Origin of the sequence: Streptomyces macrosporus (assembly GCF_039533145.1) — a bacterium.
Taxonomy (GTDB): Bacteria; Actinomycetota; Actinomycetes; order Streptomycetales; family Streptomycetaceae; genus Streptomyces; species Streptomyces macrosporus.
On record NZ_BAAASZ010000003.1, the window covers coordinates 120468 to 137986 of the forward strand.

The 17519-nt window shown below is 75.0% G+C and carries 14 protein-coding genes; 7 read left to right on the plus strand and 7 right to left on the minus strand.

Annotated elements, in window-relative coordinates:
* Positions 1-10 precede the first annotated feature (10 nt).
* Positions 11-886 carry an acyl-CoA thioesterase gene (locus tag ABD335_RS00995; RefSeq protein WP_344320057.1) on the plus strand — a complete coding sequence of 292 codons (876 nt, stop codon included), beginning with the start codon at positions 11-13 and terminating at the stop codon, positions 884-886.
* On the opposite strand, the gene ABD335_RS01000 is transcribed toward ABD335_RS00995, so the two are convergent.
* Positions 773-1762: a DUF6397 family protein gene (locus ABD335_RS01000; protein WP_344320058.1), complete on the minus strand. Its 990-nt coding sequence runs from the start codon at positions 1760-1762 to the stop codon at positions 773-775. The two genes, ABD335_RS00995 and ABD335_RS01000, sit on opposite strands and share 114 nt — an antisense overlap.
* Positions 1763-1890: 128 nt before the next feature.
* Entirely contained in the window at positions 1891-2283 is a 393-nt protein-coding gene (locus ABD335_RS01005) for a roadblock/LC7 domain-containing protein (protein WP_344320059.1), read from the minus strand.
* 572 nt (positions 2284-2855) lie between these two features.
* On the opposite strand from ABD335_RS01005, the gene ABD335_RS01010 reads away from it, so the two are divergent.
* Positions 2856-3656 carry a hypothetical protein gene (locus ABD335_RS01010; RefSeq protein WP_344320060.1) on the plus strand — a complete coding sequence of 267 codons (801 nt, stop codon included), beginning with the start codon at positions 2856-2858 and terminating at the stop codon, positions 3654-3656.
* Between the two features lie 96 nt (positions 3657-3752).
* On the opposite strand, the gene ABD335_RS01015 is transcribed toward ABD335_RS01010, so the two are convergent.
* A complete protein-coding gene (locus tag ABD335_RS01015) occupies positions 3753-3938 on the minus strand; it encodes a hypothetical protein (protein WP_344320061.1) in 186 nt (61 codons plus the stop codon).
* Positions 3939-4075: 137 nt separating this feature from the next.
* Positions 4076-5146 (minus strand): fatty acid desaturase family protein, encoded by a 1071-nt coding sequence (locus ABD335_RS01020; RefSeq protein WP_344320062.1) that lies wholly within the window; start codon positions 5144-5146, stop codon positions 4076-4078.
* Positions 5147-5413: 267 nt separating this feature from the next.
* Here ABD335_RS01020 and ABD335_RS01025 point away from each other — a divergent pair, with 267 nt between their 5' ends.
* Complete coding sequence (locus ABD335_RS01025) at positions 5414-8395, plus strand: DEAD/DEAH box helicase (RefSeq protein WP_344320063.1); 2982 nt, start codon at positions 5414-5416, stop codon at positions 8393-8395.
* A complete protein-coding gene (locus ABD335_RS01030; protein ID WP_344320064.1) occupies positions 8392-9750 on the plus strand; it encodes an SWIM zinc finger family protein in 1359 nt (452 codons plus the stop codon). The genes ABD335_RS01025 and ABD335_RS01030 overlap by 4 nt, the downstream gene beginning before the upstream one ends.
* On the opposite strand, the gene ABD335_RS01035 is transcribed toward ABD335_RS01030, so the two are convergent.
* Positions 9723-10529 carry an SGNH/GDSL hydrolase family protein gene (locus ABD335_RS01035; protein WP_344320065.1) on the minus strand — a complete coding sequence of 269 codons (807 nt, stop codon included), beginning with the start codon at positions 10527-10529 and terminating at the stop codon, positions 9723-9725. The two genes, ABD335_RS01030 and ABD335_RS01035, sit on opposite strands and share 28 nt — an antisense overlap.
* A 329-nt stretch (positions 10530-10858) precedes the next feature.
* On the opposite strand from ABD335_RS01035, the gene ABD335_RS01040 reads away from it, so the two are divergent.
* Positions 10859-13792 (plus strand): glycoside hydrolase family 2 TIM barrel-domain containing protein, encoded by a 2934-nt coding sequence (locus tag ABD335_RS01040; RefSeq protein WP_344320066.1) that lies wholly within the window; start codon positions 10859-10861, stop codon positions 13790-13792.
* A gap of 24 nt (positions 13793-13816) precedes the next feature.
* Here the strand turns inward: ABD335_RS01040 and ABD335_RS01045 are convergent, their stop codons facing one another.
* Both ABD335_RS01045 and ABD335_RS01050 read right to left on the minus strand, forming a co-directional pair.
* Positions 13817-14890: a DUF6745 domain-containing protein gene (locus ABD335_RS01045; RefSeq protein WP_344320067.1), complete on the minus strand. Its 1074-nt coding sequence runs from the start codon at positions 14888-14890 to the stop codon at positions 13817-13819.
* Between the two features lie 13 nt (positions 14891-14903).
* Entirely contained in the window at positions 14904-15230 is a 327-nt protein-coding gene (locus tag ABD335_RS01050) for a hypothetical protein (RefSeq protein WP_344320068.1), read from the minus strand.
* Positions 15231-15394: 164 nt separating this feature from the next.
* Between ABD335_RS01050 and ABD335_RS01055 the strand changes: the two genes are divergently transcribed.
* The gene (locus tag ABD335_RS01055) at positions 15395-16360 is read left to right on the plus strand and encodes an STM4015 family protein (RefSeq protein ID WP_344320069.1); all 966 of its coding nucleotides are present in this window, start codon (positions 15395-15397) and stop codon (positions 16358-16360) included.
* The gene (locus ABD335_RS01060) at positions 16341-17519 is read left to right on the plus strand and encodes an STM4014 family protein (protein ID WP_344320070.1); all 1179 of its coding nucleotides are present in this window, start codon (positions 16341-16343) and stop codon (positions 17517-17519) included. The genes ABD335_RS01055 and ABD335_RS01060 overlap by 20 nt, the downstream gene beginning before the upstream one ends.

Sequence of the window (17519 nt, forward strand, 5' to 3'; positions counted from 1 at the left end):
AACACCGACGATGACCGACCCCGACAGTCCCACCGAGCGCCTGGTCGATCTCCTGGACCTGGAGCGGATCGAGGAGAACATCTTCCGCGGCCACAGCCCCGACGAGCCGCTGCAGCGCGTCTTCGGCGGCCAGGTCGCCGGGCAGGCGCTGGTCGCCGCCGGGCGCACCACCGACGGGGACCGCCCGGTGCACTCGTTGCACGCGTACTTCCTGCGCCCGGGGGTGCCCGGGGTGCCGATCGTGTACATGGTCGAGCGGGTGCGCGACGGGCGGTCCTTCACCACCCGCCGCGTGGTGGCCGTGCAGCAGGGCCGGACGATCTTCAACCTGACCGCCTCCTTCCACCGGGGTGAGCAGGGTTTCGAGCACCAGATGCCGATGCCCGACGTGCCGGATCCGGAGTCGCTGCCGAGGCTGGCCGACGAGGTCCGCGACCATCTGGGCACGCTGCCCGAATCGCTGGAGCGCATGGCGCACCACCAGCCGTTCGACATCCGGTACGTGGAGCGGCTGCGCTGGACGCCGCGGGAGTTGGAGGGCGTGGAGCCGCGCAGCGCCGTGTGGATGCGGGCGGTGGGGCCGCTGGGCGACGACCCCCTCGTCCACACCTGCGCCGTCACCTACGCCAGCGACATGACGCTGCTGGACGCGGTGCGCCTGCCGATCGAGCCCCTGTGGGGGCCGCGCGGCTTCGACATGGCCTCGCTGGACCACGCGATGTGGTTCCACCACCCGTTCCGCGCCGACGAGTGGTTCCTCTACCAACAGGAGTCACCCGTCGCGACCGGCGCCCGCGGGCTCGCCCGGGGACAGATCTTCGACCGGCAGGGTCGGCTGTTGGTGTCCGTGATGCAGGAGGGCCTGTTCCGGAAGGCGGGCGGCTGACCCCTCCCCGTCCGGCGGCCGGAGCAGCGGGCGCGCCGACCGTGCCGTGCTCAGGGCCAGGGTCAGGCCCAGTCGGTGCCAGAGGATCTCCTCCTCGCCGTCGGCCGTGAGCACGGCCCGGACGACCTCCCGGGCGGCGAGGGACTCCGGCCGGACGGGCGCCAGGTCGGGCCGCAGCTCCTCCAGCCGGGCCCGTTCGGCCGGATCGGGCACCGCCTCCGCCACCACCTCCGGGAGGAGCACGGCGGCGTGGGCGGCGGCCGCCGCCCACGGGTCGTCCGTTCCGCGGAGCACCTGGGCGATCCGGCGGTTGCGCCAGTGGCGCGGGCGCCGGTCCTCGCCCTCGGCGAGCAGCCGGCGCATCCCCTCCGGCAGGGCGCCGCCGAGCAGTTCCGGCTGCTGCTCGGCGACGTCCCGCAACTCGGCCGCGCGGTAGAACCAGACCACGGACCGGTACCGGTTGAGGGAGAAGCGCGTCGGGCCGAAACAGCCGGCCCGGGCCAGCCGGGCGAACCGCCTCGGGGAGACGCCCAGCAGCGCGGCACCCTCCCGGGCCCCGACCAGACGCAGCCGTTCCCGCAGCGTGGCCGGAAATCCCTCCTCGGCGCGGAGCCTGGCCAGTTCCGCCACGGGCACCCGGCGGCGGTGGCCCTCCCGGAGCGGCGCCACCGTCGCCACCTCCCCGAGTTGGACGGCCAGTTCCAGCTCCCGCGGCCTCAGCCCCAGCCTCCGGCGCGCCTCGTCCATCGGGACGGTGCCCGCCGGGACGGCGCGGGCCTCCGCCTCCGCTTCCGGCGCCTCCACCGTCCCCGCCCGCACCGGCCCCGACGGCGGTTCCACGGACCGGCTCGACGACAGTCCCACAGACACGGCCATCCCCCTCCACAACGCTCCGATCACTCTGTGTGACTACCGTAACCCGTGGTGGCGACGGTCCGCGGAGCCTGTGGAAAACCCGGAGAAGCGCCTGGTGGGCCTGTGTCCGATGGTGGCCGGCGGGCCTCTCAGCGGCCGTTGCGCGCGGCCACGCCCAGGTGTTCGCCGACCCGGTTCACCAACAGGGTCATCTCGTAGGCCACCTGCCCCATGTCGGCCTCCGCCGTGGTGAGCACGCACAGACAACTGCCGTCCCCGGCGGCCGTCACGAAGAGCATCCCCTCGTCGAACTCGATCACCGTCTGGCGCACCCGGCCGACGTGGAAGTGCTCTCCCGTTCCTCTGGCCAGGCTGTGCAGCCCGGAGGAGACGGCGGCGAGGTGTTCCGCCTCGCTTCTCTCCAGGCCCTGACTGGCCGCCGTGACCAGCCCGTCGTTCGAGAGCACCAGTGCGTGCCGCACCGATGACATCCGCTGTGTCAGGTCGTCCAGGAGCCAGTCCAGCTCACTGCTCAGGGCCATGCCCGATTCCCCCTTCTCATGGTCATGCCGTGCCAGCCTTACCCACGACAGGCGCCCGGGCAACCACCGTTCCGGCCTGCCGAGGACACGTCCGGAAGCGGAAGGGCGGATACCCAGGGATGTCCGGGACGGGGTCCGAACGCCGGAAAGCAGGCATCCGCGACGGCCCGGGGCGAGCGCGGAACGGAGTGGGGGCAGGACGCGGACGCGGAAGTTCCTCACCGGGCGGACCGCCGGGTGGGAGGGCCGCGTCCCGGCGGGACGCGGCGCCGGACACGGGACGCGGCGCGGCGCGCGCTGCCCGCGCCGCGCTCCGCCGACCGTCGCCGGTGCGGACGACCGCCGCCCCGGGACCGCCCTCGCGCACCCGACACGCGCCCGTCTCGCACACCGGATCACGGGCCGCATCACGTGCCGAACCGCCACAGGATCGCCACCGGATCACCACCGGACGTCCGTGCGCCGCCCCTCCGTCCTCCCCCTCCGGCGCTCCGGTGTGTCCCCGGTCTCTCGACTCCGCCCACCTGACATGGCTAGGGTTCGCGAACCAACCGGGCGGAGAGGAGACCGGCGTGCCGGAGTCGGAGAGCGCACACGACGACGCGCTGTACGTACTGACCGCGGTGCTGCTCACGCCCGCGCAGTTCCCGAGCGTCCTCGGCGACGACTACCCCGAGGCGTGCGCCGCGCTCGGGCTGGAGCCGTACGCGGAGGGCTACGGGCTCGTCCTCGGGCAGGACGGACAGGGGGCGCGTTGGACGGTCGCCACCGATGACGTGTCCCTGGTGGCCTGCGCGATCGCCGCCTGGGACTGCGGCATGGAGTACGACCTGTCCCCGGACGAGGAGACGATCGCCGCCGTGCTCCCCGGCTGGCCGCTGGCGGTGGCGGTGGCCGCGCCGGGCGTCCCGGCCCCCCACGATCCGGCGCCCGACCCCGAGTTGGACGGCGGCCGGGCGCCGCTGTCCCCGCCGGACACCTCGCGCTGGGGCCCGGCGCAGCGGCGGCTGGGCGCCGACGAGATCGCGCTGCGGTGGGCGGACTGGCGCGCGCAGGTCGACGCGGACGTGACGTTCGTCGATCCGGGCGAGCAACCGAACAGCAAGGTGCGCCGTGCCCTGGAGGAGGCCCGTGGCTACGTGGACTCCCCACCGCCGCCCGGCCGGATCCGCTCGGCCTTCGCCGGCGACAGCGCCCGGACGGTGCGGGCGGACGGACCGGGGTGGAGCCTGGTGGCCCGGACCGACGACATCGCGTTCGTCCTGCTGGACGACGAGCCGGGCGAGGTGCTTCCGGTGGGCCGGGGCCCGGAGCTGCCCGGGCTGCTCAAGGCACTGGACGACCTGGCGGTACGGCCGGACGCCGTCGCCTGAACACGCGCCCGGGCGCGGCCGGCCGCCCGGGCACGGCGCCGCCCCGATCCGGCACCGTGCCGGCCGAGGCCGACCGGCTCGGCGTCCCGGTTCGGCTCAGCGTCCCAGCTCCTTGCGGGTCACCCTCCGCAGCCGGCGCCGCTGCGAGGGGTCGAGCATCAGGTAGGCGATCGCCGGGACGCCGACGATCACCGCCACCGCGATCAGGAAACTGCCGGTCAGCCACCACAGGAGCAGGCCCGCGGCCACGCCGCCGACGGCGATCTTCCCTCGGTTGGTCATCTTCCACGCCTCCCCGGGCGGCGGTGCGAACGCCGCTCGTCTTCGGAACGCCCGGGACGGGCTTCCGGTTCCCTCTTCTCCTACCCGTTCCCGGCGCCCCTGCCCTCGCCGGCACAGCCCCTGCTCTCACCGGCGCCTCACCGACGCAGCGGCGCGCCGACCTCGTGCATGTGCCGCAGCGCCTGCGCGTAGGAGTCCCACAGTCCGGTCTCGGTGTACGGCACGCCCAGCGCCCGGCAGTGGTGACGGACCAGGGGTCGGGCGAGCCTCAGGTGTGGGCGCGGCATGCTCGGGAAGAGGTGGTGCTCTATCTGGTGGTTGAGGCCGCCCAGCAGCCAGTCGACGAGCACCCCGCCGCGCACGTTGCGCGAGGTGAGGACCTGCCGGCGCAGGTGTCCCCAGGGCTCCCCGTCCGGGTCGGGCATCTCCATGCCCTTGTGGTTGGGGGCGAAGGAGCAGCCCAGGTGCAGCCCGAACAGCGCGTGGTGGACGGCCGCGAAGACGAGCGCCCTGCCGGCCGGCATCGTCGTCAGCAACAGGGTCGCGTAGCCGGTCAGGTGCGCCAGGATCAGCGCCGCCTCGACGGCGCGCTCGCGTCCCCGCCGCCGCTCGCCCGCCCCGGACCACAGCATCCGCACGCTCGCCGCCTTCAACGCGACGCCCTCCAGGAGCAGCAGCGGGAAGAACAGCCGCGCCTGGTGTCGGGCGAGCCACCGCGCGGCCCCCTGCCGTCCGGCGGCCTGCCGCCGGGTCCACACCAGGACGCCGACCCCGACGTCCGGGTCCTTGTCCACGTGGTTGGGGTTGGCGTGGTGGCGGTTGTGCTTGTCGTTCCACCACATGTGGCTCATCCCGAGCAGCAGGTTGCCGTGGACGAGTCCGATCGCCCGGTTGACGCGGCGGCTCGCGGCGATCTGCGCGTGCCCGGCGTCGTGGCCGATGAAGGCGGTGCGGGCCCACAGGACGGAGAACGGGAGGGCCAGCACCAGGACCCACCAGGAGTCGCCCAGGGCCACGGTGCCCGCGGCGACGGCCGCGAGGGCGAGCGCGTTGACGGTGATGCCGGTGGCGTACCAGCCGGTGCGCCGCTCCAGCAGGCCCTGCTCCCTGACCCGTCGGAGCAGGGGCGCGAACTCGCTGCCGCCCGGGGCGGCACGCTCGGGCCGCGGGTCCGGCACGGCGGCTGGTGCGGCGGTGGTCCTGGGCATGCGGCCTCCGGGGGTTCTTGTGCGGGTACGGCTCCGACCTGCCCAAACGTAGGGAGCGGGGCCGGTGGGAACCATGGCGGCAACCTCCCGGGGCGAGGTGTGCCCAGCCCCCCTCCCGCCCGGGGGACAGCCCCCGTGTCCGCCCCTCGGCACGGTGTCCGCCGCGTCCGCTGCGCGGTGCGCTTCCACGCCGGGCGGTCGTGTTGTATCCTCGACCGCCTTCCACTAGTCAAATTTGAGGAGTAAGTCAGTACCGTGGCTTCGCCCGTGGCACCGACCTCGTCCCGCTCCCCCTCCCGCCCCCTCTCCCCCGCCCGGCTCGCCGACTGCGCCGCCGTCTTCCTCCCGGCCGATCCGCCGCGCGCCGGACGGGTCGCGTTCTGGCGCCCGGACGGCGAACCCCCGACCGGGGACGGCCGGCCGTCGCAGGAGCTGACCGTCGTACTCCCCGACGCCACCGGTCGGACGCGCCCGCGGACCGTACCGGCTCTCGTGCTGCCCGTCGCCGACGCCCTGCCCGTGCTGACCCGGATCCGCGCCGCGTGCCGGGAGGGCGCCCCCGCGTTCTGGGGCGCGGCCACGCTGCTGGCCCTCCACCTCGCCGCCCGGGGCCGGCTGCTGCCCGGCCTGAGCCCGCGGGATCACGACGCCTGGCGGTCGGGCCCCCTCGACCCCGCCGACCTGGACCGGCTGCGCGACCTCGCCGCCGCCATGCCGCCGTACGCCCACGCCGTACCGCTGCCGCGGGAGGCCTCCGAGGCCGAGGAACCGCGGCTGCCCGCTCCCGAACGGCTGCTGCGGGCCTTCCTCGACGCCGTGGCCGACGTCCTCCCCCGCACTCCCGCAGCCGAACTCGCCGCCGGCGGACCGGCCTTCGCCGCCGACGCCCCGCGGCACCTGCCCGAGCAGCGCGCCTGGGCGGACGACGTCGCCGCCGGACACGACGCGGGCGTACGGCTCTCGCTGCGCGTGGAGGTCCCCGGCCTCGCCGGAACCGGCGCCGAGGACCCCCGGGGGCCCTCCTCCGTTCCGCGCTTCCGGGCCGTTCTCCAGGTGCACGACCTCGCCGACCCCTCCCTCGTCCTCGACGCCGCCGAGCTGTGGTCCGGCGCCTCCCCGGCCGCCGCCGACTTCGGCCCGCGGGCCCGCTCCGACACGTTGCTCACCCTGCGCCGGGCCGCCGCCGCGTGGGAGCCGTTGACGCCGCTGCTGTCGGCGGCCGTCCCGGACTCCGTGGAGCTCGCCGACGAGGAGATCGCCGAGCTCCTCGGCGCGCCCGTCACCCGTGCGCTGCGGGCGGCGGGCCTGACGGTGCACTGGCCCCGGGACCTGGTCCGGACGCTCACCACCCGTGCGGTGGTCGGCCCCGAGGAGACCGAAGAGATCGAGGGGACCGGGGAGGCCGGAGGGACCGGCGGCCTCGGCGGCGCTCCCGGAACCGGCCGCCCCACCGCCTCCCGAGCGCCCTCCCCGCTCTCGGCCGACGCCCTGCTCTCCTTCAGCTGGCGGTTCGCCGTCGGCGACCAGGAGCTCTCCCGCGAGGAGTTGGACCGCGTCGCCGAGGCCGGACGTCCCCTCGTCCGGCTGCGCGACCGGTGGGTCCTGGTCGATCCGGCGGCGATCCGCCGTGCCCGCGACCGTCGGGACCGCAAGATCGCCCCGCTCGACGCCCTGGGCGCCGTGCTGGTCGGCGCCCTTCCCGGCGAGGACGGCGACGACTCCCCGGTGGAGGTACGGGCGACCGGTTGGCTGGAGGAGCTGCGCCGTCGGCTCGCCGACCCCGAGCACCCCGGCCCCGACCCCGTGCCCCGGCCTCCCGGGCTCGCTGCGGACCTGCGCGACTACCAACTGCGCGGCCTGAACTGGATGCACCGGATGACCTCGCTGGGGATGGGGTGCTGCCTCGCCGACGACATGGGCCTGGGCAAGACCGTCACCCTCATCGCGCTCCACCTGCACCGACGGTCCGACCCCGCCTCCGCCGGGCCGACGCTGGTGGTCTGCCCGGCCTCCCTGCTGGGCAACTGGCAGCGGGAGATCGAGCGGTTCGCCCCCGGCACCCCCGTGCGCCGCCACCACGGCGCGGGGCGCGACCTGGCGGAGGTGCCCGCGGACGGGTTCGTCCTGACCACGTACGGCACCATGCGGCTCGACGCCGCCGAACTCGCCCGCGTGGACTGGGGGTTGGTCGTCGCCGACGAGGCGCAGCACGTGAAGAATCCGTTCTCCTCCACCGCGCGGCAGCTGCGCACCATCCCCGCCCGGGCGCGGGTGGCGCTCACCGGCACCCCGGTGGAGAACAACCTCTCCGAGCTGTGGGCCGTCCTGGACTGGGCCACGCCCGGGCTCCTGGGCCGCCTGGGCACCTTCCGCAGGCTCCACGCCGACGCCGTGGAGCGGGACGCGGGAGCCGGCGGGGACGGTGCCGCGGCCGAGCGACTCGCCCGGCTGGTGCGCCCCTTCCTGCTGCGCCGCCGCAAGAGCGACCCCGGCATCGCCCCCGAACTCCCGCCCAAGACCGAGACCGACCACGCGGTCGCGCTGACGGTGGAACAGGCCGGGTTGTACGAGGCGGTGGTGCGCGAGGGGCTGGCCGAGATCGCCGGGACGGACGGCCTCGCCCGCCGGGGACGGGTCGTGGGGCTGCTCACCGCGCTCAAGCAGATCTGCAACCACCCGGCGCAGTACCTGAAGGAGGAGAACCCGCGCCTGCCGGGCCGTTCGGGCAAGCTGGAGCTGCTCGACGAACTGTTGGACACCATCCTCGCCGAGGGCGCGAGCGTGCTGGTCTTCACCCAGTACGTGCGGATGGCCGGCCTGCTGGAGTGCCACCTGGCCGACCGGGGGGTGCGCGCCCAGTGTCTGCACGGCGGCACCCCCGTACGGCGCCGCGAGGAGATGGTGGACCGTTTCCAGAGCGGGGAGGTGCCGGTCTTCCTGCTCTCCCTGAAGGCCGCGGGGACCGGGCTCAACCTCACCCGGGCCGAGCACGTCGTGCACTTCGACCGCTGGTGGAACCCGGCCGTCGAGGCACAGGCCACCGATCGGGCGTACCGCATCGGGCAGGACCGTCCGGTCCAGGTGCACCGGTTGATCGCCGAGGGCACGATCGAGGACCGCATCGCCGGGATGCTCGCCCGCAAGCGGGCGCTCGCCGACGCCGTGCTGGGCTCCGGCGAGGCCGCTCTCACCGAGCTGACCGACGCCGAACTGGCCGATCTCGTCGAGTTGCGGAGGGATGCGCGATGAGCGGAACGAACGGAGCGGACGGAGCGGACAGCGTGGACGGAGCGAACGGAGCGGACGAGGGGCGCGAGCGCATCTTCGAGGCGCTGCCGCCCGCCCGCGGTCGGGGTTTCGCGCGGACCTGGTGGGGACAGTCCTGGCTCCGGGCGCTGGAGGACACCGCGCTCGACCCCGAACAGCTCAAGCAGGGCCGGAAGTACGCCCGCGCGGGCGCGGTGGGCGCGGTCTCCGTGCGACCGGGCCGGGTCACCGCGGTCGTCCGGGACCGCGACGGCATCCGCCGCCGCTGCGACGTGCTGGTGCAGCGGCTGGACGACGCGGAGTGGGACCGGCTGCTGGACGTGGTGGCCGGCGAGGCGGGCCACGTCGCCGCGCTGCTCGACCGGGACCTGCCGCCCCGGCTGGCCGAGGACGCGGCCGCGGCGGGCGTCGCCCTGCTGCCGGGCATCGGCGACCTGGAGCCGGAGTGCGACTGCGGGGTGTGGGACCACTGCCTCCACACCGCCGCGGTGTCCTACCAGTTGGCGCGGCTGCTGGACCGGGACCCCCGGCTGCTGCTGCTGATGCGGGGGCGGGACGAGCGCTCCCTGCTGGAAGAGGTGCAGCGGCGCAGCGCCCTGCGGGCGGAGCGCGCGGCGCGGCCGGTCGGCACCGCGCCGCCGCCCGGCCGGGAGCCGGCCGGCGTGCCGGCCGACGAGGCCTACGCGCTGGGGACGATCCTGCCCCCGCTGCCCGAGGCGCCTCCCGTGCCCGCCGAGCCCGGCGACCCCCCGTCGCTCACCGGCGGCACCCCGCCCGCGCCCGGCGTGGACGCCGGGGCGCTGGAGTTCCTGGCGGCGCGGACGGCGGTCGCCGCGCGGCGGCTGCTGGCCGAGGCGCTGGCACCGGACCACGCGGACACCGCGGTTCCCGCGCCGCTCACCCGGTGGCAGGACGCGGTGCGGCTGGCCGCCGCCCGGCCCGGCGCGGACGTCGTCGCGCGACTGGCCGCCGGCTGCGGCCGTACGCCGTTGGAGCTCCGGATGGCCGTGCGCGCCTGGGAGTTCGGCGGTCTCGCGGGGCTGGCCGTGCTGACGGAGGAGTGGGATCCGCTCCCCGCGGAGCGGGCGCGCGCCGGGGAGCGGATCGCCGCCGCCTGGGCCGACGTCCGGGGGGAGGGGGACCCGCCGCGGTTGCGCGTCACGCGCAACCGCTGGACGCCGGTCGGCACGGACCTCCAGCTCCGCCTCGGACGTGACGGGCGCTGGTGGCCGTACCGGCGGGAGGGCGGCCGATGGTGGCCCGCGGGTCCCGCGGACCGCGATCCGGCCGCCGTCCTGGCCGAGCCGTGTCAGGCGAGCCCTTCCAGCACGGGGTAGTAGCCCCCGGACTGGCCGGCCGCCTTGGGGTGGTACGAGTTGGTGATGTTGAGCCAGTCGACGCTGTGCAGCCACGGGTCGCCGGAGCAGATCTCGTGTCCGGTGAAGCGGCCCCGCACGTCGCCGAAGGTGAAGCCGTGGTCGGCGACGCGCTTGGCGATGACGTCGCTCAGGTGGTCGGCGGCGTCGTTGATGGCCTGGCGCGAGGTCTCGCTGAGGCCGACCACGCAGCTTCCGTTGATCTTGTAGAAGCGGGGGTAGTTGAGCACGACGACCCGGGCGTTCGGCGCCTTGCTCCGGATGGCGCTGTAGACCGCGTCGAGCCGTCCGGGGAGGGTGCCCGCGATGTACTGGCGCGCCTCGTTGATCCGCGCCACGCAGGCGTTCGTGCCCTGCAGGACGCAGGTGGTCATCGCGTCCGCGAATCCGGCGTCGTTGCCGCCGATGGAGATGCTGACGAGGGTGGTTCCGGAGTTCAGGGGGCCGAGCTGATTGTTGATGACATCGGTGGTCTTGGCACCCGAGCAGGCGGTGAAGTGGAAGGACGCGGGGGCGTTCGCGTTCTTCCACAGCACCGGGTAGGCGCTGTTGCTGCGCTTGCAGGAGCCGCTGCTGCTGTCGTAGTTCCCGGCGCCGACCCCGGAGGAGTACGAGTCGCCGAGCGCGACGTAGGACGTGGCGGCGGCTTCCTGGGCCGCGGCCACGCCCGCTCCGCCGAGGACGAGTCCGGCGAGGGCGGTGAGGGTGGCCGCCACGGACGCGAGACGGGGCAGCTTCATGGAACCTCCTGGAATGTGGAGGGATGGGGAGGAGAGCTGTGCCTACTACGTGGTAGCAGTGCCGAACACTTTCAGGAAGTGTTCATGTCAAAGCCGATTCGACCTTCAGTTGAACAACTGAAGGTCGCTCTGTCGGGTAACGGCTCCTTTTCCTGACGAACCGTTCGATAAGCGATCGCACGGGCACCCGGGTCTTGTCGAAATCTCCAACGGCGTGCAGGGTCTCCGGAAGGACACAAGAAGCGACTCGAACGAACAGAAGCACACCGGAAAGGACTTCATCCGATCGGCCGGACCGACCGGGCCGCCGTGGACGACCGAGGAGACGCATGTACCACGAGGACGTGACGCCGAGCCGAGGCACCCTCCCCGCCCGCGCCTGGTACGCGGACTCCGACGCCGGGCGGCTGAGCCTGAACGGAACCTGGGCCTTCCGGCTGTACCCGACCGCCGCCGGAGGGGGCGAGGAGTTCGTCCGGCGGGACTTCGAGCCGTCCGCCGACGCGGGATGGAGCGAGATCACGGTGCCCGGCCACTGGGTGCTCCAGGGGCACGGCGCGCCCGCGTACACCAACGTCGCCTACCCCTTCCCCGTCGACCCGCCGCGGGTGCCCACCGAGAACCCCACCGGCGACCACCGCCTCGTCTTCGACCTGCCCGGCGACCGGCCGGCGGACGGGGAGTGCGTCCTGCGCTTCGAGGGCGTCGACTCCTGCGCCCGGGTCTGGCTCAACGGCGAGGAGCTGGGCGCCTTTCAGGGCAGCAGGCTGCCGCACGAGTTCGCGGTCGGGAGGCTGCTGCGACCGCGCGGCAACGTCCTGGCCGTCCGGGTCCACCAGTGGTCCGCGGGCAGTTACCTGGAGGACCAGGACATGTGGTGGCTGCCGGGCGTCTTCCGCGAGGTGACGCTGCTGCACCGCCCCGCCGGGTCGGTCGCCGACTTCTCCGTGCACGCCTCCTACGACCACCGCACCGGCACCGGGACGCTGCGGGTGGACTGCGAACCGGGCGGCCGGATCACGGTGCCCGAGCTCGGACTCGACCTCGCCACGGGCAAGTCCGCGACCGTCCCCGTGGAACCGTGGTCGGCGGAGGTGCCGCGGCTGTACGACGCGCGGCTGGTCACCGACGGCGAGACGGTCCCGCTGCGCGTCGGATTCCGCACCGTGGCGATCGAGGACGGGGTGCTGAAGGTCAACGGCCGGCGCGTGCTGTTCCGAGGGGTCAACCGGCACGAGTTCCACCCGGAGAGCGGACGGACGCTGGACCCGGAGACGATGCGCCGCGACGTGGTGCTGATGAAGCGCCACAACGTCAACGCCGTCCGCACCAGCCACTACCCGCCGCATCCGGCCTTCCTGGACCTGTGCGACGAGTTGGGCCTGTGGGTGATCGACGAGTGCGACCTGGAGACCCACGGCTTCGTCGACCTCGGGTGGCGCGACAACCCCGTGGACGACGACCGGTGGACCCCGGCCCTCCTCGACCGCGCGCGGCGGATGGTCGAACGCGACAAGAACCACCCCTCGGTGATCGTCTGGTCCCTGGGCAACGAGTGCGGCGGCGGACGCGGACTGGGCGCGATGGCCCGGTGGATCCGCGAGCGCGACCCGTCCCGGCCCGTCCACTACGAGAACGACCCCGCGTATCCGGACTCCGACCTGTACAGCCGCATGTACGCCCCGCACGAGGAGGTGGAGCTGATCGGACGCCGGGCCGAACCGCCCCTGGAGGACCCCGAGGCCGACGCCCGGCGCCGCGCGATGCCGTTCGTCCTGTGCGAGTACGCGCACGCCATGGGCAACGGTCCGGGCGGACTGAGCGAGTACCAGCGGCTGTTCGAGCGGTACGAGCGCTGCCAGGGCGGCTTCGTGTGGGAGTGGATCGACCACGGACTGGCCCGGCGCACCGCCGACGGACGGCCGTACTTCGCCTACGGCGGCGACTTCGGCGAGGAGCTGCACGACGGCAACTTCGTCTGCGACGGGCTGCTCTTCCCCGACCGCACCCCCTCCCCCGGGCTCGTCGAGTACAAGAAGGTGATCGAGCCGGTCCGGATCGAGGGGGGCGGCACCGCCGGCGCCGTACGCGTCGTCAACCTCCACGACGTCGCCGACCTGTCGCACCTCGCCTTCACCTGGACCCACGAGGTGGAGGGCGAGCCGATCGCCGACGGCGCGCTGACCGTGCCGCCGCTGGGGCCCGGTGAGAGCGCCGAGGTGGAACTCCCCGATCCGCCGCGCACCGACCGCACCGGCGAGGCGTGGTGGACCGTGCGGGCCGTCCTCGCCCACGACACCGCGTGGGCCGAACGGGGCCACCCGGTCGCCTGGGGGCAGTTGCCCGCCGCGTCCCTCCCCCGCCCCCGCCCGGCCGGCGCTCCGGTGGGGCCGCGCCGCGACGCGGAGCGGATCGTCCTGGGCCCGGCCGTCTTCGACGCCGGCACCGGACTCCTCGCCTCCCTCGGCGGCATCCCCCTGACGGGCCCGCGGCTGGACGTCTGGCGCGCCCCGACCGACAACGACAACGGCGCCCCCTGGCAGCCCGACCCCCGCCACGGGCTCCTCTGGCGCGAGCTGGGCCTGCACCGGATGCGGCACCGTCTCGACGCGGTCGAGATCGACGGAACCGACGGCTCCGAGGGCGGCACCGGCGACAGGGGTCTGACCGTGCGCACCCGGGTCGCACCGGCTGCCACCGACCTGGGCCTGCGCGCCGTCCACCGCTGGACCGCCACCGAGGACGCGGTACGGCTGGAGGTCTCCGTCGAGCCGGAGGGCGACTGGCCCTGCCCGCTGCCGCGCCTGGGCGTGCGGCTGGGGCTGCCCGCCCGTTACGGGTACGCGCGGTGGTTCGGCGGCGGGCCGGGCGAGGCGTACCCCGACACCCGGGCGGCGGCGCTGACGGGACGGTGGGAGGCGTCGGTGGACGACCTCCAGACCCCGTACGTCCGCCCCCAGGAGAACGGCGCCCGCGTGGACGTGCGCTGGGCGGAGCTGCGCGAGGGGGAACGGGGCTCCGGCGGCGGACTGCGGGTCGAGGCGGACTCCGCGCCCTTCTGGTTCACCGCGCGCCGCTGGACCGGCGAGCAGCTCGACGCCGCCGCGCACACCTGCGACCTCGTGCCCGGCGACACCGTCTGGGTCAACCTCGACCACGCCCTGCACGGCATCGGCTCGCGGTCCTGCGGTCCCGGGGTGCTGCCCGAGCACCGGCTCCGTGCGGCGCCCGCCCGGTTCTCCCTCGTCCTCTCCGCCGTGTGACCCCCCTCGGCGAACCGGCCCCGGTCAGGTCTGCACCACCGGCTCGTACGCGTCGGGGTGCAGGCCGAACGTCCAGGCGACGCCCTCGCGGGCGGTGCGGGTGGTCGGCGGCACCCGCAGCCAGTACGTGCGGTGGGTGCCGTCCGGCTCCGGCGTGGAGTTGACCACCTCGACCGTCACCACCGGTTCGTCGCCGTCCATGTCGATCCGCCACAGCACGCCGGTGGAGTCCCGGTGGATCGGCCGCGCCCCGGAGTCGGCGAGGTAGCGGTCGTAGCCGTAGTGCTCCAGCATCACGCGGCGCAGTTCGGCGTTCTCCTCGTCGCGGATGCGCTCGGGAGTGAGCGCGTCCAACTCGGCGAGGAAGTCCGCCGGGACCGGCATGCCCTTCCAGGCGTGGAGGGCGAAGCCGTCGGGGAACAGCAGCGCCGGGCCGTCGCTCCGGTCGAGCCGGCCGGCCTCGTCGCGGTGCAGCTCCAGGGGGCGTTCGGCGACGATCGCCACCTTCTCGTAGGGCCACCACCATCCGGCGGCGCGGGCGACCGCCGCGAGGCCGTCCAGGGGCCCGGGGCCGTCCCCGCCGCCCGCACCGAGGGCGGCCAGCCAGGGCGCGTCGTGCTGGCCGAGCACCGCGTCCAGCAGGATCTGCCGCACCGCGGGCTCCTGCTCGGGCGAGGCGGCCGACTCCTCCACGACGCCGGTGCGGACGCGCTCGACGAGGGAGCGGGCGGTCTCCCAGAGCGGGGCCCCCGTCCGCGCCCAGTGCTCCGACCACCCCGTCGGCCCCAGCCGCCGGTGCAGCCGCTCCCGCTCGGCCGCCCAGGGCAGGGTGCGGACCTCCCGCCGCACGCCGCGGCCCGTGTCCTCCCCGGCCTCCGCCATCGCCGTCACGCGGGCCACGGCCTCGCGCGGCGAGCCGGCCCACACGACCCGCTCGGGCTCGGCGAGCCCGGCCGCGCGGTACGCCGACCGCACGCCCGCCTCCGCCGCGGCCCGGTCGGCCGGGCCCGTCTCCGCCGCGACCCGGCGCCACCGCTCGAACTCCCCCGCCGCGTCCACCGCTTCCGCCCCCGCCGTCTCCGCCACCGTGTCCGTCATCGCTCCCCGCCCCTCAGTCCGCCACGATCCGCACGGCGCCCGGGACGTACTCCCGCTGCCGCACCACCCGGTACCAGCCCCTGGGCAGGGGTATCGCGGCGTGCTCCTCGTGCACCACCCGGCCGCCGTCGGGGAGGTGGAGCAGCAGCGGCCCGAACGGGCCCTCCTCCCGCACGAGTTTCCCCGGCCCCACCACGGCGTGCGCGTGCCCGGTGACCTCGCCCAGGGCGAGCACCATCCGCCCGCGGGCGTCCCGGGGCAGGCCGGGCCGTGCCGGGACGTGCTCCGGCAGCGCCTCCTCGTCGACCGGCACGATCAGTACGTCCCCCTGCCGATACACGGCTCTCTCCCCTCGGTGTCCGCGCCGGACCGTCCGGCGGCGGTGATCGGAAACGCTAGGGCGGGGGTCTGACAACGCCCCGGAACAGGGCCCGAACGCGGCGTTGTCGGTGGCGGTTGGTAGAAAGATCCGCACCTCGCCACCGGATTCGGGAGAAGCGCCCCATGGCCGTCCACCAGCACCTGCAGGAACTGCACGCCCTGCCCGCCCACGACTTCGTCCCGCCGGGACCCGGCGAGGAGGTGCCCCTGCCCGCGGCCGACTCCGTGGCCTGGCGCATCGCCTACGACCCCTACGGCGACACGGTCCGGGACGGGGATTTCGCGTCCGTCTGGCAGGGCTTCCTGGAGACCGTGGACACCACGGCCGTCCGGGCGCTGATCATCGGTTCGTGGGGCGAGCCCTACGAGAACGACTCCGGAGCCGTCGTCGAGCTGCTCACCTCGAACACCGACCGGTTCCCGGCGCTGGAGGCGATCTTCATCGGTGATCTGGTGATGGAGGAGGCGGAGATCTCCTGGATCGAGCAGTCCGACGTCACCCCGGTCCTGGAGGCCTACCCGCGGCTGCGCGAGTTCGGGGTGCGCGGCGGCACCGAGCTGGTGTTCCGGCCCGTCCGCCACGAGCACCTGGAGACCCTGGCGTTCGAGGCGGGCGGGCTGCCGGCCGAGGTGGTGCGCGCGGTCGCCGGGAGCGAGCTGCCCGCGCTGAAGCAGCTCGAACTGTGGCTGGGCGTCGGCGAGTACGGCGGTGACGCCACGCTGGAGGACCTGGCGCCGATCCTCGCCGGGGACCGCTTCCCCGCGCTGCGCAGCCTGGGGCTGAAGAACAGCGAGCTGCAGGACGAGATCGCCGCGGCCGTGGCGAGCGCTCCGGTGGTGGCGCGGCTGCACACGCTGGACCTGTCCATGGGCACCCTCACCGACGCCGGCGCCGAGGCGCTGCTGAGCGGGCAGCCCCTCACCCACCTCCAGCAGCTCGACCTGAGCCACCACTTCCTGAGCGACGCCATGATGGAGCGGCTGCGCGAGGAACTGGGCGGCGCCGGGGTCGACGTGGACCTCTCCGACCAGGAGGAGCCGCACGATTTCGACGGGCGGGAATGGCGCTATGTCGCCGTCTCCGAGTAGTCCGGGCGGCCCCGCGCCGCGGTTCGCCGTCGTCGGCAACCCCGGCAACCGCCGGGTGGAGCTGTTCGCGGCGGCCGTCACCGCCGCGGGGCTGCCCGCGCCCCGGGTCCTGCCCTGGGCCGAGGTGCTCGCCACCGGCGCCCGGTTCGCGCCGGGCGAGGTCGTGCGGATCGACTCCCCCGGCGAGGACCGGGCGGTCGACCGGTCGCTGCGCGGGGTCGACGATCCGACGCGGGTGGAGGGCACGGCCCGCTGGTACGCGCGGTTCACCGCCGCCGTGCGCGACGTGGCCCGCGCGGCCCGGTCCGCCGGTGCCGTCCTGCTGGACGATCCGGAGGACGTCGCGGTGCTCTTCGACAAGCGGCTGTGCCACGGGGTGCTGCGCGAGGCGGGCCTTCCGGTGCCGCCCTCCCCGACCTCCGGCCCCGACGCCCCGCCGGTGAGGGGGTGGGAGGACGTGCGCGCGGCGATGCGCGGCGCGGGGACGCGCCGGGTCTTCGTCAAGCTCGCCCACGCCTCCTCGGCCTCCGGGGTGCTGGCCGTGGAGTCGGGGGGACGCGGCCGGTGGCGGGCGACCACCTCCGTGGAGCGGACCGCGGACGGCCGTCTGTTCAACTCCCTTCGGGTGCGGCGCTACGAGGACGAGCGGGAGATCGGCGCCGTGGTGGACGCCCTGGCCCCGGACGGCCTGCACGTCGAGCGCTGGCTGCCCAAGGCGTCCCAGGACGGGCGGGCGGCCGACCTGCGCGTGGTCGTGGTGGCCGGGGAGGCGACCCACGCCCTGGTGCGCACCGGCCGCTCCCCCCTGACCAACCTCCACCTGGGCGGCACTCGGGGCGATGTGGGGCGGGCACGCGCGGCGGCGGAGGCCGCCGGGGTGCCCTGGCGGGAGGTCCTGGGCGTGTGCGAGCGGGCCGCGGCCCGCTTCCCCGGCACCCTGTGCGTCGGGGTGGACCTGCTGCCGGCCGTCGGCTGGCGGCGGTTCGCCGTCGGCGAGGTGAACGCCTTCGGGGACCTGCTGCCGCGCCTGACGGGCCTGCCCGGGGGGCGTGCCGAGGGGCGGGACACCTACGCGGCCCAGGTGGCGGCCGTCCTGCGCGGGGCCGTGCCGGGCGCCGCACCGGAAGAGCGCGAGGAGCACCACCGTGTCGCAGCCTGA